The sequence below is a fragment of the Streptomyces sp. NPDC017056 genome, assembly GCF_044332485.1.
Lineage (GTDB): Bacteria > Actinomycetota > Actinomycetes > Streptomycetales > Streptomycetaceae > Streptomyces.
This window is the reverse complement of the sequence record NZ_JBIRPD010000038.1, coordinates 1-22,258: the sequence shown is the minus strand read 5'-3', so window position 1 is coordinate 22,258 and position 22,258 is coordinate 1. Positions and strand designations below refer to the sequence as shown.

Below are 22,258 nucleotides of genomic sequence, written 5' to 3'. Positions count from 1 at the left end.
GGGCCTTGGTTCCGTGCTCGGTCAGCACCGCGCGTACGGTGTCCTCGTCGTCCAGCCCGGTGGCGTCCACCCGGGTCAGGATCTCTTCGACCGGTACGGACCCGGGCTCGCCGATGTCCAGTACGGGCGTGCCGTCGCCGACGAGCCGGGCCCGCAGGGCGTCGTGCCGGTCCAGCAGCGCGTTCAGTACGGCAGTGATCTGGTCGGGGCGCGCGCCCGCCGGGGTGTAGACCGTCATGGACTGGTTGAAGTTGTCCAGGGGGCCGCCGCGTTCGAGGAGCCAGTGCACGATCGGCGTCGCGGGGGCCGTGCCCACTCCGACGTCGAGCGGGTCGGTCTCCTGCTGTCCCGTGCCGGCGACCTCGGCCACGCCCGCGGGGGTGCGCTGGTCGAAGACGTCGCGCACCGACAGGGTGTAGCCGGCCTTGCGGGCCCTGCTGACGAGTTGGATGGACAGGATGCTGTCGCCGCCGAGGGCGAAGAAGTCGTCGTCGGCGCCGACCTGTTCCTGGTGCAGCACCTCGGCGAAGAGCCGGCAGATCGCTTCCTCGCGTTCCGTGGCGGGTGCGCGGGAGCCCGTCTCCGTGGTGAAGGCCGGTTCCGGCAGGGCGTCGCGGTCCAGCTTTCCGTTGCCGGTGAGCGGGAGTTCGGGGAGTTCGACGAAGGCCGCGGGCACCATGTACTCGGGCAGCGCCTCGGCCAGCCGCGACCGGAGTGCCGCCGGGTCGGTACGGGCGCCGGGGGCGGGCACGACGTAGGCGACGAGGCGTTTGACGCCCGCCTCGCCCTCGCGTACGAGCACGGCGGCGCGTGCCACCTCCGGGGCGGTGTCGAGCGCGCTCTCGATCTCGCCGAGTTCGATGCGGAAGCCGCGTACCTTCACTTGCCCGTCGGCGCGGCCGAGGAACTCCGTCTCGCCGTCGGCACGGCGCCGCACCACGTCTCCCGTGCGGTACATCCGCTCCCCAGGAGCCCCGAACGGGCACGGTACGAACCGCTCCGCCGTCAGCCCCGCACGCGCCCAGTACCCGCGCGCCAATCCGGCACCCGCGACGTACAGCTCACCGGCCACGCCCACCGGCACCGGACGCAGCTTCTCGTCCAGCACGTACACCCGCATGTTGTCCAAGGGGCGCCCGACCGGGACCGTCACCGGCACGGTGTCCGCCGACGGCACGCGGTACGACAGCGCGAACGTCGTCGTCTCCGTCGGGCCGTACCCGTCCACCACGGCGAGGCCCTCGCAGTGCTCCAGCACCCGCCGCACGGCCCCGGCCGGCACCACGTCGCCGCCGGTCCACACCTCGCGCACTCCGCGCAGCGTCTCCGGCGCCTCGTCCGCGACCAGGCCGAACAGCCCGGCAGTCAGCCACAGACTGGTCACCCCGTGCCCGGCGACCAGCCCCGCCAGTACGGAGACGTCCACGTCACCGGACGGCGCGACCACCACGCACCCGCCCGACAACAACGCCACCCACAGCTCGTACGTCGACGCGTCGAACGCCAGCGGCGAATGCAGCAGCACCCGCCGGTGGGCGCCGTTCGCCCACCGCGTGTCCGCCGCCAGTGCCACGACGTCCCGGTGGGTCACCGCGACGCCCTTCGGCACGCCCGTCGAGCCCGAGGTGTACATCACGTAAGCCAGTTGGTCGGGGTGTACCTCGATGCCGGTGGCGGCCGTGGCGGAGGCCGCCTCGCCGTTCCCGCCGTCCTCCCCGACGACCACCAGCGCGTGGCCCAGCGCTTCCGCGCGGTCCCGCGACGCCTCGTCGGTGAGCAGCAGCGCGGCCCCGGCCTCTTCGAGGACGTGACGCATCCGCTCGGGCGGATACGAGTCGTGGAGGGGCACGTAGACACCGCCGGCCTTGACGATGCCGAGGATGGCCGCGACCGCGTCGGCCGAGCGTGCCACGAGCAGGCCGACCCGGTCTTCGGCGCCGAGCCCGTGGCGCAGCAGCCGGTGCGCGATCGCGTCGGCGCGCGCTTGGAGCTCCCGGTAGGTCAGGGTGAGCGTGCCGCTTTCCACGGCAACCGCGTCCGGCGTACTGGCGGCCTGCCGTCCGAACAGCTCCGGCAAGGAGGTCTCGGGGGTCGCGGTCGTGGCGCCGTTCCAGTCCACCAGCAGCTTGCGGCGTTCCTCCGCGCCGAGCACGTCCAGCCGTCCGAGCCGGACGTCGGTGTCGTCGGTCACGGCGGCGAGCACCCTGCCGAAGCGGTCCAGGACGGACCGGGCGGCGTCCTCGTCGAACAGGTCGAGGCTGTACTCCAGGTCGATCTTGAGCCCGGCCGCGTCGCTGCCGCCGTCGTGCTGCTCGGCGAAGGCGAACAGGAGGTCGAACTTGGCGATGCCGGTGCTGATGTCGTGTCCGGTGACGGTCAGCTCGGGCAGCGCCGCCATCGCCTTCGTCGCGCCGCGCCGGTCGACGTTGTTGAAGGTGGTCATCACCTGGAACAGCGGGTGCAGCGCCAGGGAGCGGGCCGGCCGGAGCACGTCCACGAGCCGCTCGAAGGGGACGTCCTGGTGCGCGTAGGCGGCCAGGTCGGTTTCGCGTACGCGGCCGAGCAGTTCGCGGAACGTCGGGTCGCCCGCCGTGTCGGTGCGCAGCACGAGCGTGTTCACGAAGAAGCCGACGACGTCTTCGACGGCCTCCTCCGTGCGCCCGGCGACCGCGCTGCCCAGCGGGATGTCGGTGCCCGCGCCGAGCCGGGTGAGCAGCGCGGCGAGCGCCGCCTGGACCACCATGAAGAGGCTGACGCTGTTCTCCCGCGCCACGGACAGCAGCCGCGCGTGCAACTCGGCGCCGACCTCCAGCGTGACGACTCCGCCCCGGTGGCTGGGCACGGCGGGCCGGGAGCGGCTCACCGGGAGGTTCAGCTCCTCGGGCAGGCCGGCCAGCTCGTCGCGCCAGAAGGCCAGCTGGGTGCTGATCGCGCTGTCCGGGTCGTCCTCGGAGCCGAGCGTCTCGCGCTGCCACAGCGTGTAGTCGGCATACTGCACGGCCGGCGGCGGGAGGTCCGGTTCCGCGCCGGACCGGCGGGCGCCGTAGGCGGCGCTGAGGTCCTTGGCCAGTACGGGCATGGACCAGCCGTCGCCCGCGATGTGGTGCAGCAGCAGGAGCAGGACCCATGCGTCGCCGCCGAGGTCGAACAGCCAGGCGCGGAAGGGCGTTTCGGTGGTCAGGTCGAAGGCGTACCCGCCGGCGCGGTCCAGTTCGGTCCGCAGCGCCTCGCGGCTGGTGCGCACCACGGTCAGTTCGGGCCGGGCCCGCTCGGGTGCGAGCACCACTTGGTACGCGCCCTCGTGGTCGTCGGCCGATTCGGCGAAGACCGTGCGCAGGCTCTCGTGCCGCGCCACCACGTCACCGAGCGCGGCTTCGAGCGCCGAGCGGTCCAGGCTGCCCGACAGGCTCAGCGCGACCGGGATGTTGTACGTCGCCCCCGGGCCCTCCAGGTGGTGCAGGAACCACAGCCTGCGCTGGGCGAACGAGAGCGGCAGCCGGGGCGGGCGCGGCATCGGGGTGATACCGGCCGGCGCGCCGTCCTGTTCGCCCAGGTGGGCGGCGAGGCCGGCGACCGTCGGTGTCTCGAACAGCTGGCGCAGGGGGACCCGGACGCCGAGCACGGAGCGGATGCGGCTGAGCAGGCGCACGGCGGACAGCGAGTGGCCCCCGGCGTCGAAGAAGCCGTCGTCGATGCCGACCCGGGGCACGTCGAGGACGTCGGCGAAGAGCTCGCAGAGGATCTCCTGCCGGGGGGTACGCGGAGCGCGCCCGGCCCGTGCCGGGGCCGCTGCCGGGGCTTCCTCCTCGCGCTTGGCGAGGTGACCGGTGACGCGCTCGCGCTCCTCCTCGCCGAGCACGACGACGTCGCCCGCGTGCCGGTCGGGGTGGTGGGCGAAGGTGTCGAGCAGGGCCGTGAAGCGCTCGGCGAGCAGCGCGACGGTGTCCTGGTCGAAGAGGTCGGGCTGGTGGTCGAGGTCGAAGGCCAGCTCGTCCCCCGGGATGGCGACCAGGGCCAGCGGGTAGTGCATCACGTCGCGGCTCGCCGTGCCGGTGACGGTGAAGTCGGCCACGGCTGAGGCCAGTTCGCCGCGGTCGGCCGGGTAGTTCTCGTACACCACGGCCGTGTCGAACAGCTCGCCGTGGCCGGCCAGTGCCTGGATCTCGGAGAGTCCGAGGTGCTGGTGCGCCATGAGGCGTGCCTGCTCCTCCTGGAGGCGGACCAGCAGCTGCCCGAGGGGCTCCTGCGGGCGCAGCGTGACCCGCATCGGCTGGGAGTTGATGAAGAGCCCCACCATGGTCTCGACGCCCGGCAGCTCCGGCGGGCGGCCGGAGACCGTGACGCCGAGGACGACGTCGTCGCGCCCGGTGAGCGCCTTGAGGAAGACCGCCCAGGCGGCCTGGACCACGGTGCTGAGCGTGACGCCCTGGGCCTTGGCGCGCGCGACGAGCGCCGCGGTGCGCGCGGCGTCGAGGCGGAACTCCAGCTGGCCGGGGGCCACCGGCGTACGGCCTGCGGCGGCGGGTGCGACGAGGGTGGGCCCGTCGAGCCCGTCGAGCGCCGCGCGCCAGACCTCGCGCGACTCGGCGCCGTCCTGCCCGGCCAGCCAGGCGAGGTAGTCCCGGTACGGGCGTACGCGGGGCAGCCCGCTCGCGTCGCCCTTCGCGTTGTAGAGCGTGACCAGTTCGCGCAGCACGAGGGGCAGCGACCAGCCGTCGAGCAGGATGTGGTGGTTGGTGATCACGAACCGGTGGTGCCGGTCGGACAGGCGCAGCAGCAGGAAGCGGATCATCGGCGGCTCGGCGAGGTCGAAGCGCTCGGCGGCGTCGGCGGCCAGCAGCCGCCGGGCCTCGGCGGCGCACCCGTCCTCCGGGAGGCCGCGCAGGTCCACCTCGCGCCAGGGCAGCCGCACGGCGCGCGGCACCACCTGGACCGGCCTGCTCAGCCCGTCCTTGCGGAACGCGGCGCGCAGGTTGGCGTGCCTGCGCAGGAGCGTTTCGGCCGCCGCGCGCAGGGCGTCGCCGTCCACCCGGCCTTCGAGGTCGTAGGCGAGCTGCACGGTGTAGATGTCCGGGCCCTCGTCGTCGTAGGCGGCGTGGAAGAGCAGCCCTTCCTGCAACGGCGAGAGCGGCAGGACGTCCTCCAGGTCCGGCACGGTGCCGTCCAGGACGTCGATGTCGCGCTGGGGCAGCGACCCCAGGGTCAGGTCGCTCGGCGTGTGTCCGCCCGCCCCCGGCTGCCGCGCGTGGGCGACGAGCGCCTCCAGCGCGTGGAACCAGCCGTCGGCCAGGGCCCGTACGGTGTCCTCGGCGAGCAGGTCACCGGCCCAGCTCCAGGTCGCTTCCAGCCGCGGCCCCGCACCGGTGTCCCGGGTGACCGCGCTGACGGCGAGGGGCTGCGCGAGCGGCAGCGCGGGGTCGACGCCGCGGAAGCCGAACCCGTCGGCGGTGGGAGCCCAGTCCGCGTCGGCCGGGCCGTCCACCCGGCCCAGGTAGTTGAAGCCGACGGCGCCATGCTCCCGGGCCGCCAGTTGAGGGCCGGTACGGGCGTTGAGATGGCGCAGCAGCCCGTAGCCGATGCCGTTGTCCGGTATCCGGCGGAGCTGTTCCTTGACCGCCTTGAGCAGCCGGCCGGCGGCGGGGCCGCCCGCCCAGGCGTCGGCCAGGTCCAGCCTGCCCGGCTCCAGCAGGACCGGGTAGGCGCTGGTGAACCAGCCGACGGTCCTGGTCAGGTCGGCGCCGGCGACGACCTGCTCCTCCCGGCCGTGTCCCTCCAGTTCGACGGGGAGTCCGGCGTCGGTGTCGTGGCCTTCGTGGCGGCGCCACCGTACGACCGCGAGGAGGAGCGCGGCCAGCATGACGTCGTTCACCGAGGCGTGGAAGGCGCCAGCCACCTCGGTCAGCACGGCCTCTGTGACCGGCACGGACAGGGTAGTCCGCAGGCGTCCGGCGGTGGCCTGGGTGTCCCGTACGGGGTCGAGGGCGCGGTCGCCCAGCAGCGGGTCGGGCGCGGAGGGGGTCATGGCGTGCCACAGCGGGAGTTCGGCCTCGCGTTCCGGCCGCTGCGCCTCGTCCGTCAGCCGCTGCGCCCAGCGCCGGAAGGACGTGCCCACGGGGGCCGGCTCGGGACGCCGTCCCGCCGCCACCGCGCCGACCGCGGCGGCCAGGTCGGGCAGCAGGATCCGCCAGGACACCCCGTCCACCACGAGGTGGTGCAGGGTGAGCAGCAGCCTGCCGGAGCGCCCGGGCCCGCGGTCGAACCACACGCCGCGCACCATCGCGCTCTTCGCGGGGGACAGTTGGCGCCATGCCGTGGTGCCGTGCTCCTCGATGGCGGCGCGCAGCGCGTCCTCGTCCAGGTTCGCGGCGTCCACCCTGGTGAAGCACTCCGCGGCGGGGACCGTGCCGGGCGGGGTCACCTCGGCGGGCCCGCCTTCGGGGGTCCGCAGCCGGAGCGCGTCGTGGTGGTCGAGGAGGGCCTGCCAGGCGGCCACCAAGTGGTCCTGGCGCAGGCCGGCGGGTACCCGTACGGTGACCGACTGGCTGAACCCGTCGGTGGGGCCGCCCAGTCCGCCGAACCAGTGCATGATCGGGGTGCGGGGCACCGCGCCGACGCCGTTGTCCGTCGCGTCCTGGACGGCGTCGGCCACCGGTTCGAGAAGGGTGGCCAGTGCTTCGGCGGTGCGCCCTTCGAAGACGTCGCGGACGGACAGCTTCCAGCCGGCCGCGCGGACCCTGCTCACCAGCTGGATGGACAGGATGCTGTCGCCGCCGAGGGCGAAGAAGTCGTCGTCGACGGCGACCCTGGGCAGGCCCAGGACGTCGGCGAACAGGTCGCACAGGACCTCTTCCCCGGGGGTGCCGGGGCCGCGCCCCGCCCCCGCGGCCCGTTCGACGGCCGGCAGCGCGGCCCGGTCCAGCTTGCCGTGCGGGCTCAGCGGGAAGGCGTCCAGGGCGACGAAGTCCGTCGGCACCAGGTGTCCCGGCAGCCGCTCGGCGAGGTGGTCGCGCAGTTCGCCGTCGGCCGGCGCGTTGCCGTCCGGTACGAAGTAGCCCACCAGCCGCCGTACGCCCGGCCGGTCCTCGCGCACCACGACGACGCAGCGGTCGACGGCGGGGTGCGCGGCCAGCGCCGATTCGATCTCGCCGGGTTCGACGCGGAAGCCGCGGATCTTGACCTGGTCGTCGGCCCGGCCGAGGAATTCCAGCTCCCCTTCCGCGCTCCAGCGCGCCAGGTCGCCGGTGCGGTACATGCGCTCGCCGGGCATGCCGAACGGCGCGGCCACGAAGCGCTCGGCGGTCAGGCCGGGCCGGTCCAGGTATCCCCTGGCCAGCCCCGCGCCGGAGACGTACAGCTCGCCGCCGGTGCCGGGGGGCACCGGGCGCAGGCGCTCGTCGAGCACGTACGCCCTGGTGTTGACGATCGGGCGGCCGATCGGCGGGGTGCCGTCGCCGTCGAGCGGGTCGCTCATCGACACGCACACGGTGGATTCCGTGGGGCCGTAGGCGTTGACCATGCGGCGGCCCGCCGACCACTTGGCGGCGAGTTCCGGCGGGCACGCCTCGCCGGCGACGATCAGCGTCGTCGCCGCCGGCACGCCGTCCGGGGGCAGCGCGCCGAGCACGGTCGGCGGCAGCGTCACGTGGGTCACGTCGTACGTGGTCAGCAGTTCGGCGAGCGCGGGTCCCGCCACCAGCCGGTCGGCGGGCGCCAGTACCGCGCTCGCGCCGGTGAGCCAGGCCAGGCACAGTTCCGAGATGGCCGCGTCGAAGCTGGGCGAGGCGAAGTGCAGGACCCGGTCCCCCGGCCGTACGGCGAACCGCTCCCGCTGCCCTTCGACCAGGCTGGACAGGCCGGCGTGCGACACCACGACGCCCTTGGGCCGCCCGGTGGAGCCCGAGGTGTAGATGACGTAGGCGGGATGGGCGGTGAGCAGCGGACCGACCCGGTCGGCGTCGGTCACATCGCTGGCGTCCTCGTCGCCGTCACCATCGCCGTCGCCCGCCGTGGCGTCGAGCAGCAGGCGGGGCAGCTCGGGCCCGCCCTGCGGCACGGGGAATGCCCCGCCGGTGAGGAGCAGCCGGGGCCGGGCGTCGGCGAGCAGGAGGGAGATGCGCGCCTCCGGGTATTCGGGGTCCACCGGCAGGTACGCCGCCCCCGCCTTCATCACCGCGAGTACGGCGACGGCCCACTGCGTCGACCTGGGCAGGGCGACCGCGACGCGGTCCTCGGGCCCGGCACCCTCGGCGACGAGCCGCCGCGCCAGCCGGTTGGCGCGCGCGTTCAGCTCGGCGTAGGTCAGGCGCTCGGCGCCGGACATCAGGGCCACCGCGTCCGGCGTGCGCCGGACCTGGGCCTCGAAGAGGGCGGGCAGGGTGCCGTACGGCACGTCGCGTGCGGTGGCGTTGAAGCCGGCGAGCACCTGCCTGCGCTCGGCCGCGTCGAGCAGGTCGAGCCGGCCGGTGAGCCGGTCCGGCTCGTACGCCATGGCGTGCAGGATCCGCCGCAGCCGTGCGGCCAGCTCCTGTGCGGCGGCGGCGTCGACGACGTCGGTGCGGAAGTCGACGCGGAAGCCGAGGCGGCGGCCCGGCCGGGCGAGGAGGCTCAGCGCGTAGTGCACGCCGTTGCGCGCCTGGGAGCCGGTGACGCGCAGTCCGGTGCCGTCCAGCGCGCTCAGCCTGGACGGGTCGGAGGGGTAGTTCTCGAAGACCATGCCGGTGTCGAAGAGTTCGCCGAGGCCGGTGGAGCGCTGGATCTCGGTGAGGCCCACGTGCTGGTGGGCGAGGACGCGGGCCTGCTCGGCCTGGATCCGTACGAGCAGGTCGCCGAGGGGCTCGGCCGGCCGGGTGGCGACGCGCAGCGGCACCGTGTTGATGAACAGGCCGATCATGTTCTCGACGCCGGGCAGCTCCGGGGGCCTGCCGGAGACGGTGACCCCGGTGACCACGTCGGCGCGCCCGGTGAGACGGCCCAGCAGCAGACCCCAGGCGCCCTGCACCACCGTGTTGAGCGTGACGCCCAGGTCCCTGGCGCGCTCGGCCAGTGCGGTGCTCAGCTCCTCGTCCAACTCGAATTCCAGCTGCCCGGGGCGGTCCGTCGCCTTGGTGCCGGGGCCCAGCAGCGTGGGCCCTTCCAGCCCCTCAAGGGCTTCGCGCCACGCGGCCTTCGACGCTTCCAGGTCCTGCGCGGCGATCCAGGCCAGGTAGTCGCGGTAGGGGCGGGCCCGCGGCAGGCCGGCCGCGCGGTCGCCGCCCGCGTAGAGGGTGAACAGCTCCTTGGTCAGGATCGGCAGGGACCACCCGTCGAAGAGCAGGTGGTGGTTGGTCACGACCAGCCGGAACCGCTCGTCGCCGGTCCTGATCAGCAGGAAGCGGATGAGCGGGGGCCGCGTCAGGTCGAACCTGGCCGCCTGGTCCTGCTCGGTCAGCTCGTCCAGGCGCCGGTCGCGCTCGTCCTGCGGCAGCAGGCTCAGGTCCTCCTCACGCCACGGCAGCGGGACGGTGCGCGGTATGACCTGAACGGGCTTGCTGACCTTCTCGTGCAGGAACGCCGCGCGCAGTCCGGGGTGGCGGTCCAGGAGCGTGGCCGCCGCCGCCCGCAGGGCCGCGACGTCGAGCGGCCCCGCCAGGTCGAGCCACATCTGCTCGGTGTAGACGTCGACGGACCGGTCGTCGTAGACGCTGTGGAAGAGGAGCCCCTCCTGAAGCGGCGAGAGCGGCAGGATGTCTTCCAGGTCGGATCGGGTCATGACAGCGTTCCCCACTCGGTTCGGAGGGTGTCCAGCTCGTCCTGGCTCAGGGACACCAGCGGTACGTCGGACTGCGTGAACCCGCCGGCGTCCGGTCGCCGCGCGTGCTCGGCGAGCGCCTCCAGCGCGCGGAACCACGTCTCGGCGAGCGCGCGGATCCGCTGCTCGGGAACCAGGCCCCGGGCCCAGGTCCAGTCGGCGACCAGTTCGGGGCCGCGTTCCCCGTCGGTCGTGCGGGCGTTCAGCTCCACCGCGTGCGCCAGCGGCATGGCGTCCTCGGTCGGCACCACGCCGACCGTGCCGGGTACGACGTTCCAGTCGGCGGCCTCAGGGGTGGCGAGCCGCCCGAGGTAGTTGAATCCGAACTCCGGTGCGGGGTGCGCGGCGAGGGCGTCCCGGGTCTCGGGGTTCAGGTACCGCAGCAGGCCGTAGCCCAGCCCGTCGTCGGGGATCTCCCGGAGCGTTTCCTTGACCCGCTTGAGCAGCTGTCCCGCGGCCGGCCCGCCGGCCCACGCCTCGCCGTGGTCGAACACGCCGAGGTCGAGCCGGACGGGGTGGGCGCTGGTGAACCAGCCGACGGTCCGCGCGAGGTCGGCGCCGGGGACCGCGTCCTCGGTACGGCCGTGCCCTTCGAGTTCGAGCAGTGCAGAGGTGCCGGTGCCGCGCCACTCGCACACGGCCATCGCGAAGGCCGTCAGCAGGACGTCGTCGACGCCGGCGTGGTAGCGGGACGGCAGGGTGGTGAGCAGGGCCTCGGTGGTGCCGGAGGGCAGGGTGAGGCGGAGGCGGCCCGCCGTGCCGTAGGTGTCCACGGCGGGGTCGAGCGCCCGGTCCCCCACCCGGTCCTCCCGGGCTGCGAGCATCCCGGACCACAGCGGCAGTTCCTCCTGCCGCGCGGGGTCGGCCGCGAGGTCCACGAGCCGCTGTGCCCAGCGCCGCAGGGAGGTGCCCACCGGTTGCGGCCGCGCCGGGCGGCCGGCGGCCACCGCTTCCCACGCCTCGGCGAGGTCCGGCAGCAGGATGCGCCAGGAGACACCGTCGACCACCAAGTGATGGAGCACGAGCAGCAGTTGGCCCGGAGTGTCGCGTCCGCGGTCGAACCACACGAGCCGGACCATCCGGCCTTCCCCGGGAGAGAGCGAGCGGCGCGCGGCGATGCCCTCCTCGGTCATCAGCGCGTGCAACCGCGCGGCGTCGAGCCCGGCCGCGTCCACCCGGGACAGGCAGGAGTCGGCGGTCACCGAGCCGGGCGGGTCGACGAACTGCACCCAACCGGTGCCGGACTGGCGGACGAGGCGCATGCGCAGCGCGTCGTGGTGGTCGAGCACCACCTGAACCGCCGCCCGGGCGTGGTCCCAGCCGAGTTCGGCAGGCACCTGTACGGCGAGGGCCTGGTTGTACTCGCCGAACGCGCCGCCCTGTTCGACCAGCGCGTGGACGATGGGCAGGAGCGGCAGCGCGCCCACGCCGACGTCCGCCGCGTCCACGTCGGCGCCGTCGCCCTTCTCCTCCACCACTTCGGCGACGCGCGCCACCGTGCGGTTCTCGAAGACCTGCCGGACCGACAGCGCCAGCCCGGCCCTGCGGGCCTTGCCGACCAGCTGCATCGACAGGATGCTGTCGCCGCCCAGGGCGAAGAAGTCGTCGTCGATGCCGACCCTGGGGAGCCGCAGCGTCTCGGCGAAGAGCCCGGTCAGCACCTCTTCGCGGGGGTTGCGCGGGCCACGCCCGATGGCCGCCGGGCCGAACTCGGGGGCCGGCAGCCCGCGCCGGTCCAGCTTGCCGTTGGCGGTCAGCGGGAACGCGTCGAGCACCATGAACGCCGCCGGGACCATGTGGTCGGGCAGCTCGGCCGCCAGCCGCTTGCGCAGCAGGCCGGTGCTGACCGGCTTCTCCTCGTCGGCGGGTATCAGGTAGGCCACCAGCCGCTTGCCGGCGCCCGCCTCGTCCACGGCGATCACGACCGCCTCGCCCACCTCGGGCTGTGCGGTGATCGCGGCCTCCACCTCGCCCGGTTCGATCCGGAACCCGCGGATCTTCACCTGGTCGTCGCTGCGGCCGTGGTATTCCAGGTCGCCGTCGCCGCGCCAGCTCACCACGTCGCCGGTGCGGTAGAGCCGGCTGCCGGGCGGGCCGTACGGGTTCGCCACGAACCGTTCCGAGGTGAGGGCCGCGCGGCCCAGGTAGCCGCGGGCCAGCTGGCGGCCGGCCAGGTACAGCTCGCCGGGGACGCCGGGCGGCACCGGGTTCAGCGTGCTGTCGAGTACGTACGCCGCGGTGTTGCGCACGGGCTTGCCCACGGCGGGCTTCTCGAAGTCCGCCGTGCGGCAGGACAGGGCGTCCACCGTGCACTCCGTCGGACCGTAGAAGTTGTAACCGATCGTGTCCGGCGCCTCGTTCAGCTCGCGCCACAGCGCCTCACCGGCCCCCTCGCCGCCGAGCATGAGCCCGGCAGGGCGGTGCCTGGGATCGGTGAGCAGGCCGGAGGGGGTGAGCTGGCGGGCGTAGGACGGCGTCACGTCGAGCATGTCGATGCGGCGGGTGGCCACGTAGTCGACCAGCGCGTCGGGGTCCATGCGGGTCTCGTCGTCGATCACGTGCAGCTCGTGTCCGGCGGCCAGGAACAGCAGGCCCTCCCACGAGGTGTCGAAGGAGAACACCGCGGTGAGCGCGAAACGTACGCGCCCCAGGGCCTCCGCCGTCGGCCGGATCAGGTGCGCCTCGTGGTTGTCGAAGAGGTTCGCCAGGCCGCGGTGGTCGATCAGGACGCCCTTGGGGCGCCCGGTGGAGCCGGAGGTGTAGATGACGTACGCCAGGTGATCGGGGCGCAGCGGGCCGTGCCGCTCGTCGTCGCCCAGGTCCGTGCCGGCGAGCCGGGCGACCGCGGCCTCGGTCTCCGGGTCGTGCAGCCGCAGCAGGGGGATGTCGCCCGGCAGCTCGCCGCCGGCCCCCGAGACCAGGGTGAGCACCGGGTCCGCGTCCGCGAGCAGGAAGGACAGCCGCTCGGCGGGCAGGTCGGGGTCGACCGGCACGTAGGCGGCGCCGGCCTTCATGGTGGCCAGCAGGGCGACCACCATGTCGAGGGAGCGCGGCAGCGCCAGGCACACCCGCCGCTCCGGGCCCGCGCCGAGGGCGACCAGGTGCCGGGCCAGGCGGTTGGCGCGGGCGTTCAGCTCGGCGAAGGTCAGCGCCGCGTCGCGGAAGACCACCGCGGTGTCGTCGGGTGCGATCCTGGCCCGCTCTTCGAGGACCTGCGGGAAGGTCACGGCCGACGGCTCCGCCGCGGTGTCGTTCCACTCGCGCAGGACCCGGCCCCGCTCGGCTTCCGTCAGTACGTCGACCGCGGCGACCGGCATGCCGGGGTCGTCCGTGACGGCGCCGAGCACCGTGCGCAGCCGCCCGGCGAGGGCCTGGGCGGTGGCGGCCGTCACCAGGTCCGGCTGGTAGGAGAGGCGGAAGCGCAGCGTCTCGCGGGGGATCACGTCGAGGGTGACCGGGTAGTGCGTCGAGTCCTTGCGGTGCAGTCCCTTGACGCGCAGCCCCGCCGCCGCGGCGATCTCGGTGGAGCGCGCCGCGTCGAGGGGGTAGTTCTCGAACACCAGGAGGGTGTCGAACAGCTCGCCGCCGAGGCCGACCGCGCGTTGGATGTCCGCGAGCCCGAGGTACGGGTGCGCCAGCAGCGGCGTCTGCTCCGCCTGTACGCGGCCGATGAACGCGGCCAGCGTCTCGGCGGGCCGTATCCGTATCCGGCGCGGCAGCGTGTTGATGAACAGGCCCACCATGTCGCCCGAGTCGGCCACCTCGGCGGGCCTGCCGGACACGGTGGCGCCGAACATCACGTCGTCGCGGCCGGTGAGCTTGCCCAGGAGCAGGCCCCACGCGGCCTGGACCACCGTGTTCAGGGTGACGCCCAGCTCGCGGGCGCGGTCGGCGAGGGCACGGCCGGCCGGCTCGTCGAGCTCGAACTCGATCTCCTCCGGTGCCGTCGGCACCCGGCTGCCCGCCGAGGGGACCAGCAGGGTGGGTTCGCCGAACCCCTCGCAGGCGTCCGCCCAGGCGCGCAGCCCCGCCTCGCGGTCCTGCGCCTCCAGCCACCGCACATAGTTCCGGTACAGCGGCGCGGGCGGCAGCGCCGCCTGGTCACCGGCCGTGTAGAGGGTCAGCAGGTCGCGCATCAGGATCGGCAGCGACCAGCCGTCCAGGATCACATGGTGGTTGGTCACCACCAGCCGGAACGATTCCGCGCCCAGCCTGACCAGGGTGAAGCGGATCAGCGGCGGACGCCCGAGGTCGAAGCGCGCCCACCGGTCCTCGTCGAGCAGCCGGGTCAGCTTCAGCCCCCGCTCCGCCTCGCTCAGCGCGCTCAGGTCGATCTCGCGCCACGGCGTATCGACCGTACGGCTGACCAGCTGTACCCACTCGCCGGACTTGCGCCGGCGCAGCGCGGCACGCAGGCTCGCGTGCCGCCGCAGCAGGGCGTCCGCCGCCGCCCGCAGCGCGGCCGCGTCCACCGCGCCCGCCAGCTCCACGACGAGCTGTGCGGTGTAGATGTCGGCCGCCGACTCGTCGAAGAGGCTGTGGAACAACAGCCCCTCCTGCAGCGGCGACAACGGCAGGATGTCCTCGATCTTGCGCGCCGACCCGGTCCCGGTCACTCTTCCCACTCCTCTTCCAGTTCGGCTTCGAGCTCGTCGATCTCGCTCTGGCTCATCGAGCTGTGCGACACGTCGGCCGGCGTCAGGCCCACGGTGCCGGGGCGCTGCGCGTACGTGGTCACCGCGGTCACCGCGTGCAGCCACAGGTCCGCCAGCTCGTGTACTTCGCCCTCGTCGAGCAGGTCCCCTGCCCAGATCCACTTCGCCACCAGCTCGGGCCCTTCCGGCCCGTCCGTGATCAGCACGTTGACTTCGAGTGCGTACGGCAGGCCCAGGCGCATGTCCGTGCCGGCGATGCCGACGGTGCTGGGCAGGACCGTCCAGTTCCCTTCGCTTCCGACGGCCCGGCCCAGGTAGTTGAAGCGCAGCTGCGGCCGGTTCAACCCGGCGAGCGCCACGCCGGTGTGCGGGTTGAGGTAGCGCAGCAGGCCGTAGCCGATGCCGTCGCCGGACAGCCGGCGCACCTGCTCCTTGACCCGCTTGAACACCTCGCCCGCGGCCGGTCCGCCCGCCCACGCGTCCGCGTGGTCGAAGACCCCCGGGTCCAGGCGCACCGGATACAGGGAGGTGAACCAGCCGACCGTGCGCGACAGGTCGGCGCCGGGCACCAGGTCCTCGGCCCTGCCGTGGCCCTCCAGGTCGAGCAGTACGCGGGAGGCACCGGCCACCCCGCGGTCCCGCTGCCACTTGCCCACCGCCAGGGCGAGCCCGGCGAGCAGTACCTCGTCGACCCCTGCCCCGAGGGTCGAGGCCGCCGCCGTCAGCACCGCCTCGGTGAGGGGTACGGGCAGCGACGTCGTCGTGCGCCCCGCGGTCCCGTGCGTGTCCCGCTCCGGATCCAGCGGCCGCCCGCCGATCAGCTCGTCCGTCCCGCTCAGTACGTCCGTCCACAGGGTCACCTGCTTGCGCAGCTCCGGCCCGGCGGCGACCTCGGCCAGCCGCTGAGCCCAGCGCCGGAACGACGTCCGTACGGGTTGCAGCTCGATCGCGCGCCCGGCGGCCGCCTGCTCCCACGCCTCCGCCAGGTCCGGCAGCAGAATCCGCCAGGAGACGCCGTCCACCACCAAGTGGTTGATCACCAGGGTGAGCAGGCCAGGACGGCCCGGGCCATGGTCGAACCACACCGCCTGGAGCATCAGCCGGGCTTCGGGCGCGAGCCGCCGCCGGGCGGCGACACTGTGCCCGACCAGCACCGCTTGCAGGACCTCCCCGTCGAGACCGGTGACGTCCACGCGGCGCAGACACAACTCGGCGGAGACCGAGCCGGGCTCCGAGATGTGCAGGGCCCACTCCCCGTCCTCACCGACGCGGACCTGCATACGGAGCGCGTCGTGGTGGTCGAGGACGGCCTGCACCGCGGCCAGCAGATCCGCGTGCCGGACACCGGCCGGCACCCGCACGGTCATGGAGTGGTTGAACTCGGCGGTCTCCACCCGCCGTTCGGCCATCCAGCGCAGGATCGGCGTGGCCGGCACCGGGCCGATGCCCGCACCGTCCTCCTCGACGGCCTCGTCGGTCACGGAGGTGGCCACGGCGGCGAGACCGGCCACGGTCTGACGCTCGAAGACGTCCCGTACGGCCAGCTTCAGACCCGCCCGGCGGGCCGCGCCGACGAGCTGGATCGACAGGATGCTGTCGCCGCCGAGGCTGAAGAAGTTGTCCTCCACGCCGACGGACGGCAGCCGCAGCACGTCGGCCACCAAGGCGCACAGGATCTCTTCGCTCTCGTTGCGCGGCTTGGTGGACGTGACCAGCGCCGAGTAGTCCGGCGCCGGCAGCGCCCTGCGGTCCAGCTTGCCGTTGACGGTCAGCGGCAGTTCGTCCAGCGCGACGACGGCCGAGGGCACCATGTAGTCCGGCAGCCGGTCGGACGCGAACGCCCGCAGGGTGTCCGGCTCCAGGTCGGCCGCGCCGACGACGTAGGCGACCAGGCGCCGGTGTCCGGGGGTGTCCTCGCGGGCGACCACGGCCGCCGCTGCCACCGCGTCGTGCGAGCGCAGTACGGACTCGATCTCGCCCAGTTCGATACGGAAACCCCGCACCTTCACCTGGTCATCAGCGCGACCGACATACTCCAGCTGGCCCGCGGTCGTCCACCGCACCAAATCCCCGGTGCGATACATCCGCTCGCCACTGCCGAACGGGCACGCCACAAACCGCTCCGCCGTCAGACCCGCACGCCGCCAGTAGCCGCGCGCCAACGGCACACCCGCCACATACAACTCGCCCGCCACCCCATCAGGCACCGGACGCAACCCCGCATCCAGCACGAACACCCTTGTGTTCCAAAACGGCCGCCCAATCGGCACCGCACCCGACGGCGTCACCTCACCCGGACGAACCCAAAACTCCGCACAGTTAACCGTCGCCTCCGTCGGACCATACGCATTCACCACCGACACCTGAGGATGACGACGCCGCCAGGCGTCCAACACCTCACCACGCAACGCCTCGCCGCCGATCACCAGCACACCCGACGGGCCCACCGCATCCGGCAACGCCCCCAACACACTCAAGTGGCTCGGCGTGACCTTCGCGAACGTCGCACCCGCCGTGACGGCGTGCTCGTCCAGCTCGCCCAGATACACGCGGCCGCCCGATACGAGCGGGGTCCACAGCCCCGTCACACTCAGGTCGAACGCCACCGAGGAATGCATCAGCGACACGCCTGCGACCGCGCCCCCATACACCTCACGGCCCCGCACCACATACGCACCCACCGAAGAATGCTGAACCACCACACCCTTCGGACGCCCCGTCGAACCCGACGTATAAATCACATACGCCGGATGCTCAACGCGAAGGTCCGTCGCCATATCCTGCGACGGCAACGACTCAGAAAGCGCCAGAACCTCTTCCACCGCCACACACTCGACGCCGTCCGGCGCCGCCCCGGCCACGCCCCCCAACGCCTCCGCCGACGTCACCACCAACACCGGCTCCGCATCCCCCAACATGAAACGCATCCGCTCCACCGGATAACCCGGATCCACCGGCACATACGCCCCACCAGCCTTCAACACCGCCAACAACACCACCACCACATCCACCGACCACGGCAACACCACACCAACAAACCGCTCAGGCCCCACCCCACGCCCCACCAACCACCGCGCCAAACGATTCGCCCGCGCATTCAACTCCCCATACGACACCCGCACCCCACCGCATTCCACCGCAACGGCGTCACCGTGCTCCGCCACCGCCCGCTCGAACAACGCCGGCAACACCTCCACATCCACCCCACGCGCCGTGTCATTACGCGCCACCAACACCTCATGACGCTCGGCCTCTCCCAGCAGACCGACCTCACCGACCCGCACCGACGGATCAGCGGCGACCGTGTCCAACACACGCAGCAGCCGCTCCGCCAAACGCTCCACCGTCGGCTCATCGAACAAATCCCGCGCGAACTCCACACCCGCATCCATACCACCGGCCGACCCATCAGCGGCAAACTGCTCCACAAACCGGAACAGAAGGTCGGTCTTCACCTTGGTGGTGCCTACCTCTTCACGCCGAATACGCAGGCCGGGCAGATTGCCGAGTTCTTCGGCGAGGGCCAGGCCGGCGGTGTTGTTAAAGGCCAGCATGGTCTGGAAAAGCGGGTGACGGCCGAGTGAACGCGTCGGATTGAGCTCCTCCACCAACTGCTCGAAAGAGACGTCCTGGTGGTCGTATGCGGCGAGGTTGGTGGCGCGGACGCGGTCGAGGAGTTCCGCGAACGTGGGATTGCCCGACGTGTCGGTACGCAGCACCAGCGTATTGACGAAGAAACCGACCAGCTCCCCGAGCGCGTCGTCCGTGCGCCCCGCCACCGGGCTGCCCAGCGGAATGTCACTGCCCGCGCCCATCCGGTCCAGCAACGTCGCCAACGCCGCCTGGAACACCATGAACAGGCTCACGTTGTGCGCACGCGCCAGCGCCAACAACCGCTCGTGCTGCTCCGCACCGATCTCGAAACCGACCACCCCGCCCTCATGCGAGGCCACCTGCGGACGCGGCCGGTCCACCGGCAACGGCAACTCCTCCGGAAGACCGGCCAACGCCGACTTCCAGAACTCCAACTGCCGCGCGTTCAGGCTCTCCGGGTCGTCCTCGGAGCCCAGCACCCGGTGCTGCCACAAGCTGTAATCCGCATACTGCACCGGCAACGGCACCCAGCCCGGAACCGCACCGGCACTCCGCGCCGTATACGCCACCATCAAATCCCGCGCCAACAACGGCAGCGACCAACCATCCGCCGCAATGTGGTGGAGCACGACCAGCAGCACATGCTCCTGCTCATCGAGGCGGAACAGCCAACCCCGCAGCGGGTTCTCGCTCGCCAGGTCGAATCCGTACCGGGTCGCTTCGCGCAGCCGTGCGGGCAGCTCGGCCTCGCTCGTGCCCACGATCGCCAGGCCCGGTTCGTAGATCTCCGGCTCGACGACTACCTGGTAGGGGCCCTCGCCGTCCTCGGTGAAGACCGTACGCAGGCTCTCGTGACGCGCCACCACGTCGCTGAGCGCCGCGCGTAGGGCTTCCTGGTCCAGCGCGCCCGACAGGCGTATCCCCACCGAGATGTTGTACGTGGAGCCCGGGCCCTCCAGCTGGTTGAGGAACCACAAACGGCGCTGCGCGAACGACATCGGCAGACGCGACGGCCGCGGCTCCACCGCCGTCACCGCCGGCCGCGCCTCCTGCGCACCCACCAGCGCACTCGACAGACCCGCCACCGTCGGATGCTCGAACAGCGCCCGGACCGGCACCTCCACACCCAGCACCGAACGCACCCGCCCCACCAACCGCGTGGCCAGCAGCGAATGCCCACCCAACTCGAAGAAGCTGTCATCGATGCCCACCCGCGGCACGCCGAGGATCTCCTCGAACAGCTCGCAGAGGATCTCTTCCCGGGGGTTGCGGGGCGGGGTGTGCACCGTGCCGGTCTCATATCCCGGCGCGGGCAGCGCGGCCCGGTCCAGCTTGCCGTTCGGGGTCAGCGGGAGCGCGTCGAGGGGTACGAAGGCAGCGGGCACCATGTACTCGGGCAAGGTCTCGGCGAGGTGCCTGCGCAGGGCCTCCTGGTCGGGCCGGGCCCCCGGGGCGAACACCACGTACGCGGTGATGCGCTTGTCCCCCGGACGGTCCTCCCTGACCACGACCGCGGCCCGGGTGACGCCGGGGTGGCGAAGCAGGGAAGTCTCGATCTCGCCGAGTTCGATGCGGAAACCCCGCACCTTCACCTGATGATCCGTACGACCCAGATAGTCCAACTCCCCATCACGCGTCCACCGCACCAAGTCACCCGTGCGATACATCCGCCCACCCGCCACACCAAACGGGCACGCCACAAACCGCTCCGCCGTCAACCCCAACCGCTTCACATACCCCAGCGCCAACCCCTCACCAGCGATATACAACTCCCCCGCCACCCCAGGCGCCACCGGCCGCAACCACGCATCCAAAACAAACACCCGCGTATTGGCAACAGGCCCGCCAATCACCACCCGACGACCCGCCACCACCCCACCAGCAGTCGACCAAATCGTCGTCTCCGTCGGACCGTACACATTCGTCACCGACGCCGAACGCTCCACCAACTCACCCGCCAACACACCCGGCAACGCCTCACCCCCCACCAACACCCGCACACCCGACACATCCACACCCTCAACAACCAACGCCTGCCACAAACTCGGCGTCGCCTGCATCACCGACACACCCGCAGACCCCACCAACCGACCCAACACCGCCACATCACGCACCACATCACCACCCGCCACCACCACACACGCCCCGTGCAGCAACGGCAGGAACAACTCCAACCCGGCGATGTCAAACCCCACCGTCGTCACCGCCAACAAACGATCACCCACACCCAACCCGAACCGCTCCTGCATCCCCACCAGCAAATTCACCAACGCACGCTGACCCACCACCACACCCTTGGGCCGCCCCGTCGAACCCGACGTGAAAATGACATACGCCGGGCTCTCCGCGTACCGGTTCCTCGCCGGCAGGCCGGCCCCGGGCAGGTTCTCCCAGGCGCCCTGGTCGAGGAGCACCTGCTCCGCCCCGCCTGGCAGCCGGTCCGCCAGTTCCTCGACAGTCACCGTCAGCGCCGGCTCCGCGTCTTCGAACATGGCGGCGATGCGGTCGGCCGGGTATGCCGGATCGATGGGCAGATAGGCGGCGCCGGTCTTGAGCACCGCCAGCAGTGCCACGACCAGGTCGGCCGACCTCGGCAGCATCACCCCGGCGAAGTCACCGGGGCCCAGGCCCCGGTCCGCCAGGAGGCGGGCCAGGCTCCCGGCCCGCGCGTTCAGCTCCTCGTACGTCAACGCCTCGGCTTCGAACTCCACCGCCACGGCATCCGGCGTACGCGCGGCCTGCTCCTCGAAGAGCTCCACCAGCCCGGCCTTCGGCACCGTGCGTGCCGTGTCGTTCCAGAGCTCCAACACGTCGCGCCGCTCGTCCTCGCCGAGCACCTCCAGCGCGCCGACCGGCTGGTCCGGTCCGGCGACCGCGCCGCTCAGCACCCGCACCAGCCGCCCGGCCATCAGCTCGATGCTCTCCCGGTCGAACAGGTCGGTGGCGAACTCCACCCGCCCGGACAGGACCGGGGCGCCGCCGTCCTCGGCCATCCGCTCGTTGAAGCCGAAGAGCAGGTCGAACCGGGCCGTGTCGTGCGTGAGGCTCCCCACTTCGACGGTGAGCCCGGGGAGTTCACCGATGGCGTCGAGGGCGGCGCGGTCGTCGATGTTGTTGAAGGAAAGCATCACCTGGAACAGCGGGTGCCGGGCCAGGGAACGCGTCGGGTTCAACACCTCCACCAGCCGCTCGAAAGGCACATCCTGGTGCGCGTACGCGGCGAGCGCACCCTCCCGCACCCGGCCCACGGCCTCCCGGAACGTCGGGTCGCCCGACACGTCCGTCCGCAGAACCAGCGTGTTCACGAAGAACCCGACCAGCTCCTCGACGGCATCGTCCGTACGACCCGCCACCGGCGTGCCCAGCGGCACATCCGTACCCGCACCCAGCTTCGACAGCAGCACCGCCACCGCCGCCTGCATCACCATGAACACACTCGACTGGCACTCACGCGCCAGCTCGGACAGCGCCGCGTGCAGCTCAGGGGGCAGATCGAACCGTACGACACCGCCGTCATGGGACGGGGCCGCGGGGCGAGGCCGGTCCACGGGGAGGGTCAGCTCTTCCGGAATGCCCGTCAACGCGGCGCGCCAGAAGCCGAGTTGCGCGGTAATCGCACTGTCGGCGTCGTCCTCCGAACCCAGCACGTCCCGCTGCCACAGGCTGTAGTCCGCGTACTGCACCGGCAACGGCGCCCAGTCCGGAGCCTTGCCGACGAGCCGGGAGCGGAAGGCGGTGCTGAAGTCCCGCAGGAAGAGCGGGAGCGACCACCCGTCACCGGCGATGTGGTGCACGACCACGCAGAGGACGTGCTCCTTCTCGGAGACGCGGAACACCGTGGGACGCCAGGCCGGCTCGCCTGCGAGGTCGAACCCGCGGCGCACCGCACGGTCCGTAGCTTCCCGCAGGGTCTGCTCGGTGACCTGGACGACTTCCGGTTCGCGCGACGCCGCCTCAGGGCTCAGCACGATCTGGTGGGGGCCCTGGTCGTCCTCCGCGAAGACCGTCCGCAGACTCTCATGCCGCCCCACCACGTCATCCAACGCACGGGACAACGCCTCAAGATCCAACTCACCGGTCAAACGCAACGAGAGCGGCACATTGTAGGTGGGATTCGGGCCCTCCAACCGGTCCAGGAACCACAACCGCTGCTGCGCATACGACAACGGCACCCGCCCCGGCCGCGGCACCACCGCCACCACACCCCGCCCAGCACCCTCCC

General features: G+C 72.4%; 3 protein-coding genes (1 of these 3 cut by a window edge). All 3 read right to left on the bottom strand.

From position 1 onward, the window contains the following. Tightly spaced (each overlapping or abutting the next), the 3 genes in view from ACH4OW_RS38820 to ACH4OW_RS38810 form a layout consistent with a single transcriptional unit that may run on beyond the window. A protein-coding gene (locus ACH4OW_RS38820; protein WP_398033577.1) for an amino acid adenylation domain-containing protein crosses the window boundary here: on the bottom strand, positions 1-9,748 show its 5' portion. It extends 1,175 nt beyond the left edge of the window; 9,748 of the gene's 10,923 nt are visible here — the first part of the coding sequence; it begins with the start codon at positions 9,746-9,748; its stop codon lies off the left edge, out of view. Beyond that, entirely contained in the window at positions 9,745-14,403 is a 4,659-nt protein-coding gene (locus tag ACH4OW_RS38815) for an amino acid adenylation domain-containing protein (protein ID WP_398033575.1), read from the bottom strand. Before ACH4OW_RS38815 ends, ACH4OW_RS38820 begins: the two co-directional genes overlap by 4 nt. Then, complete coding sequence (locus tag ACH4OW_RS38810) at positions 14,400-22,208, bottom strand: amino acid adenylation domain-containing protein (RefSeq protein ID WP_398033583.1); 7,809 nt, start codon at positions 22,206-22,208, stop codon at positions 14,400-14,402. Before ACH4OW_RS38810 ends, ACH4OW_RS38815 begins: the two co-directional genes overlap by 4 nt. Positions 22,209-22,258 lie beyond the last annotated feature (50 nt).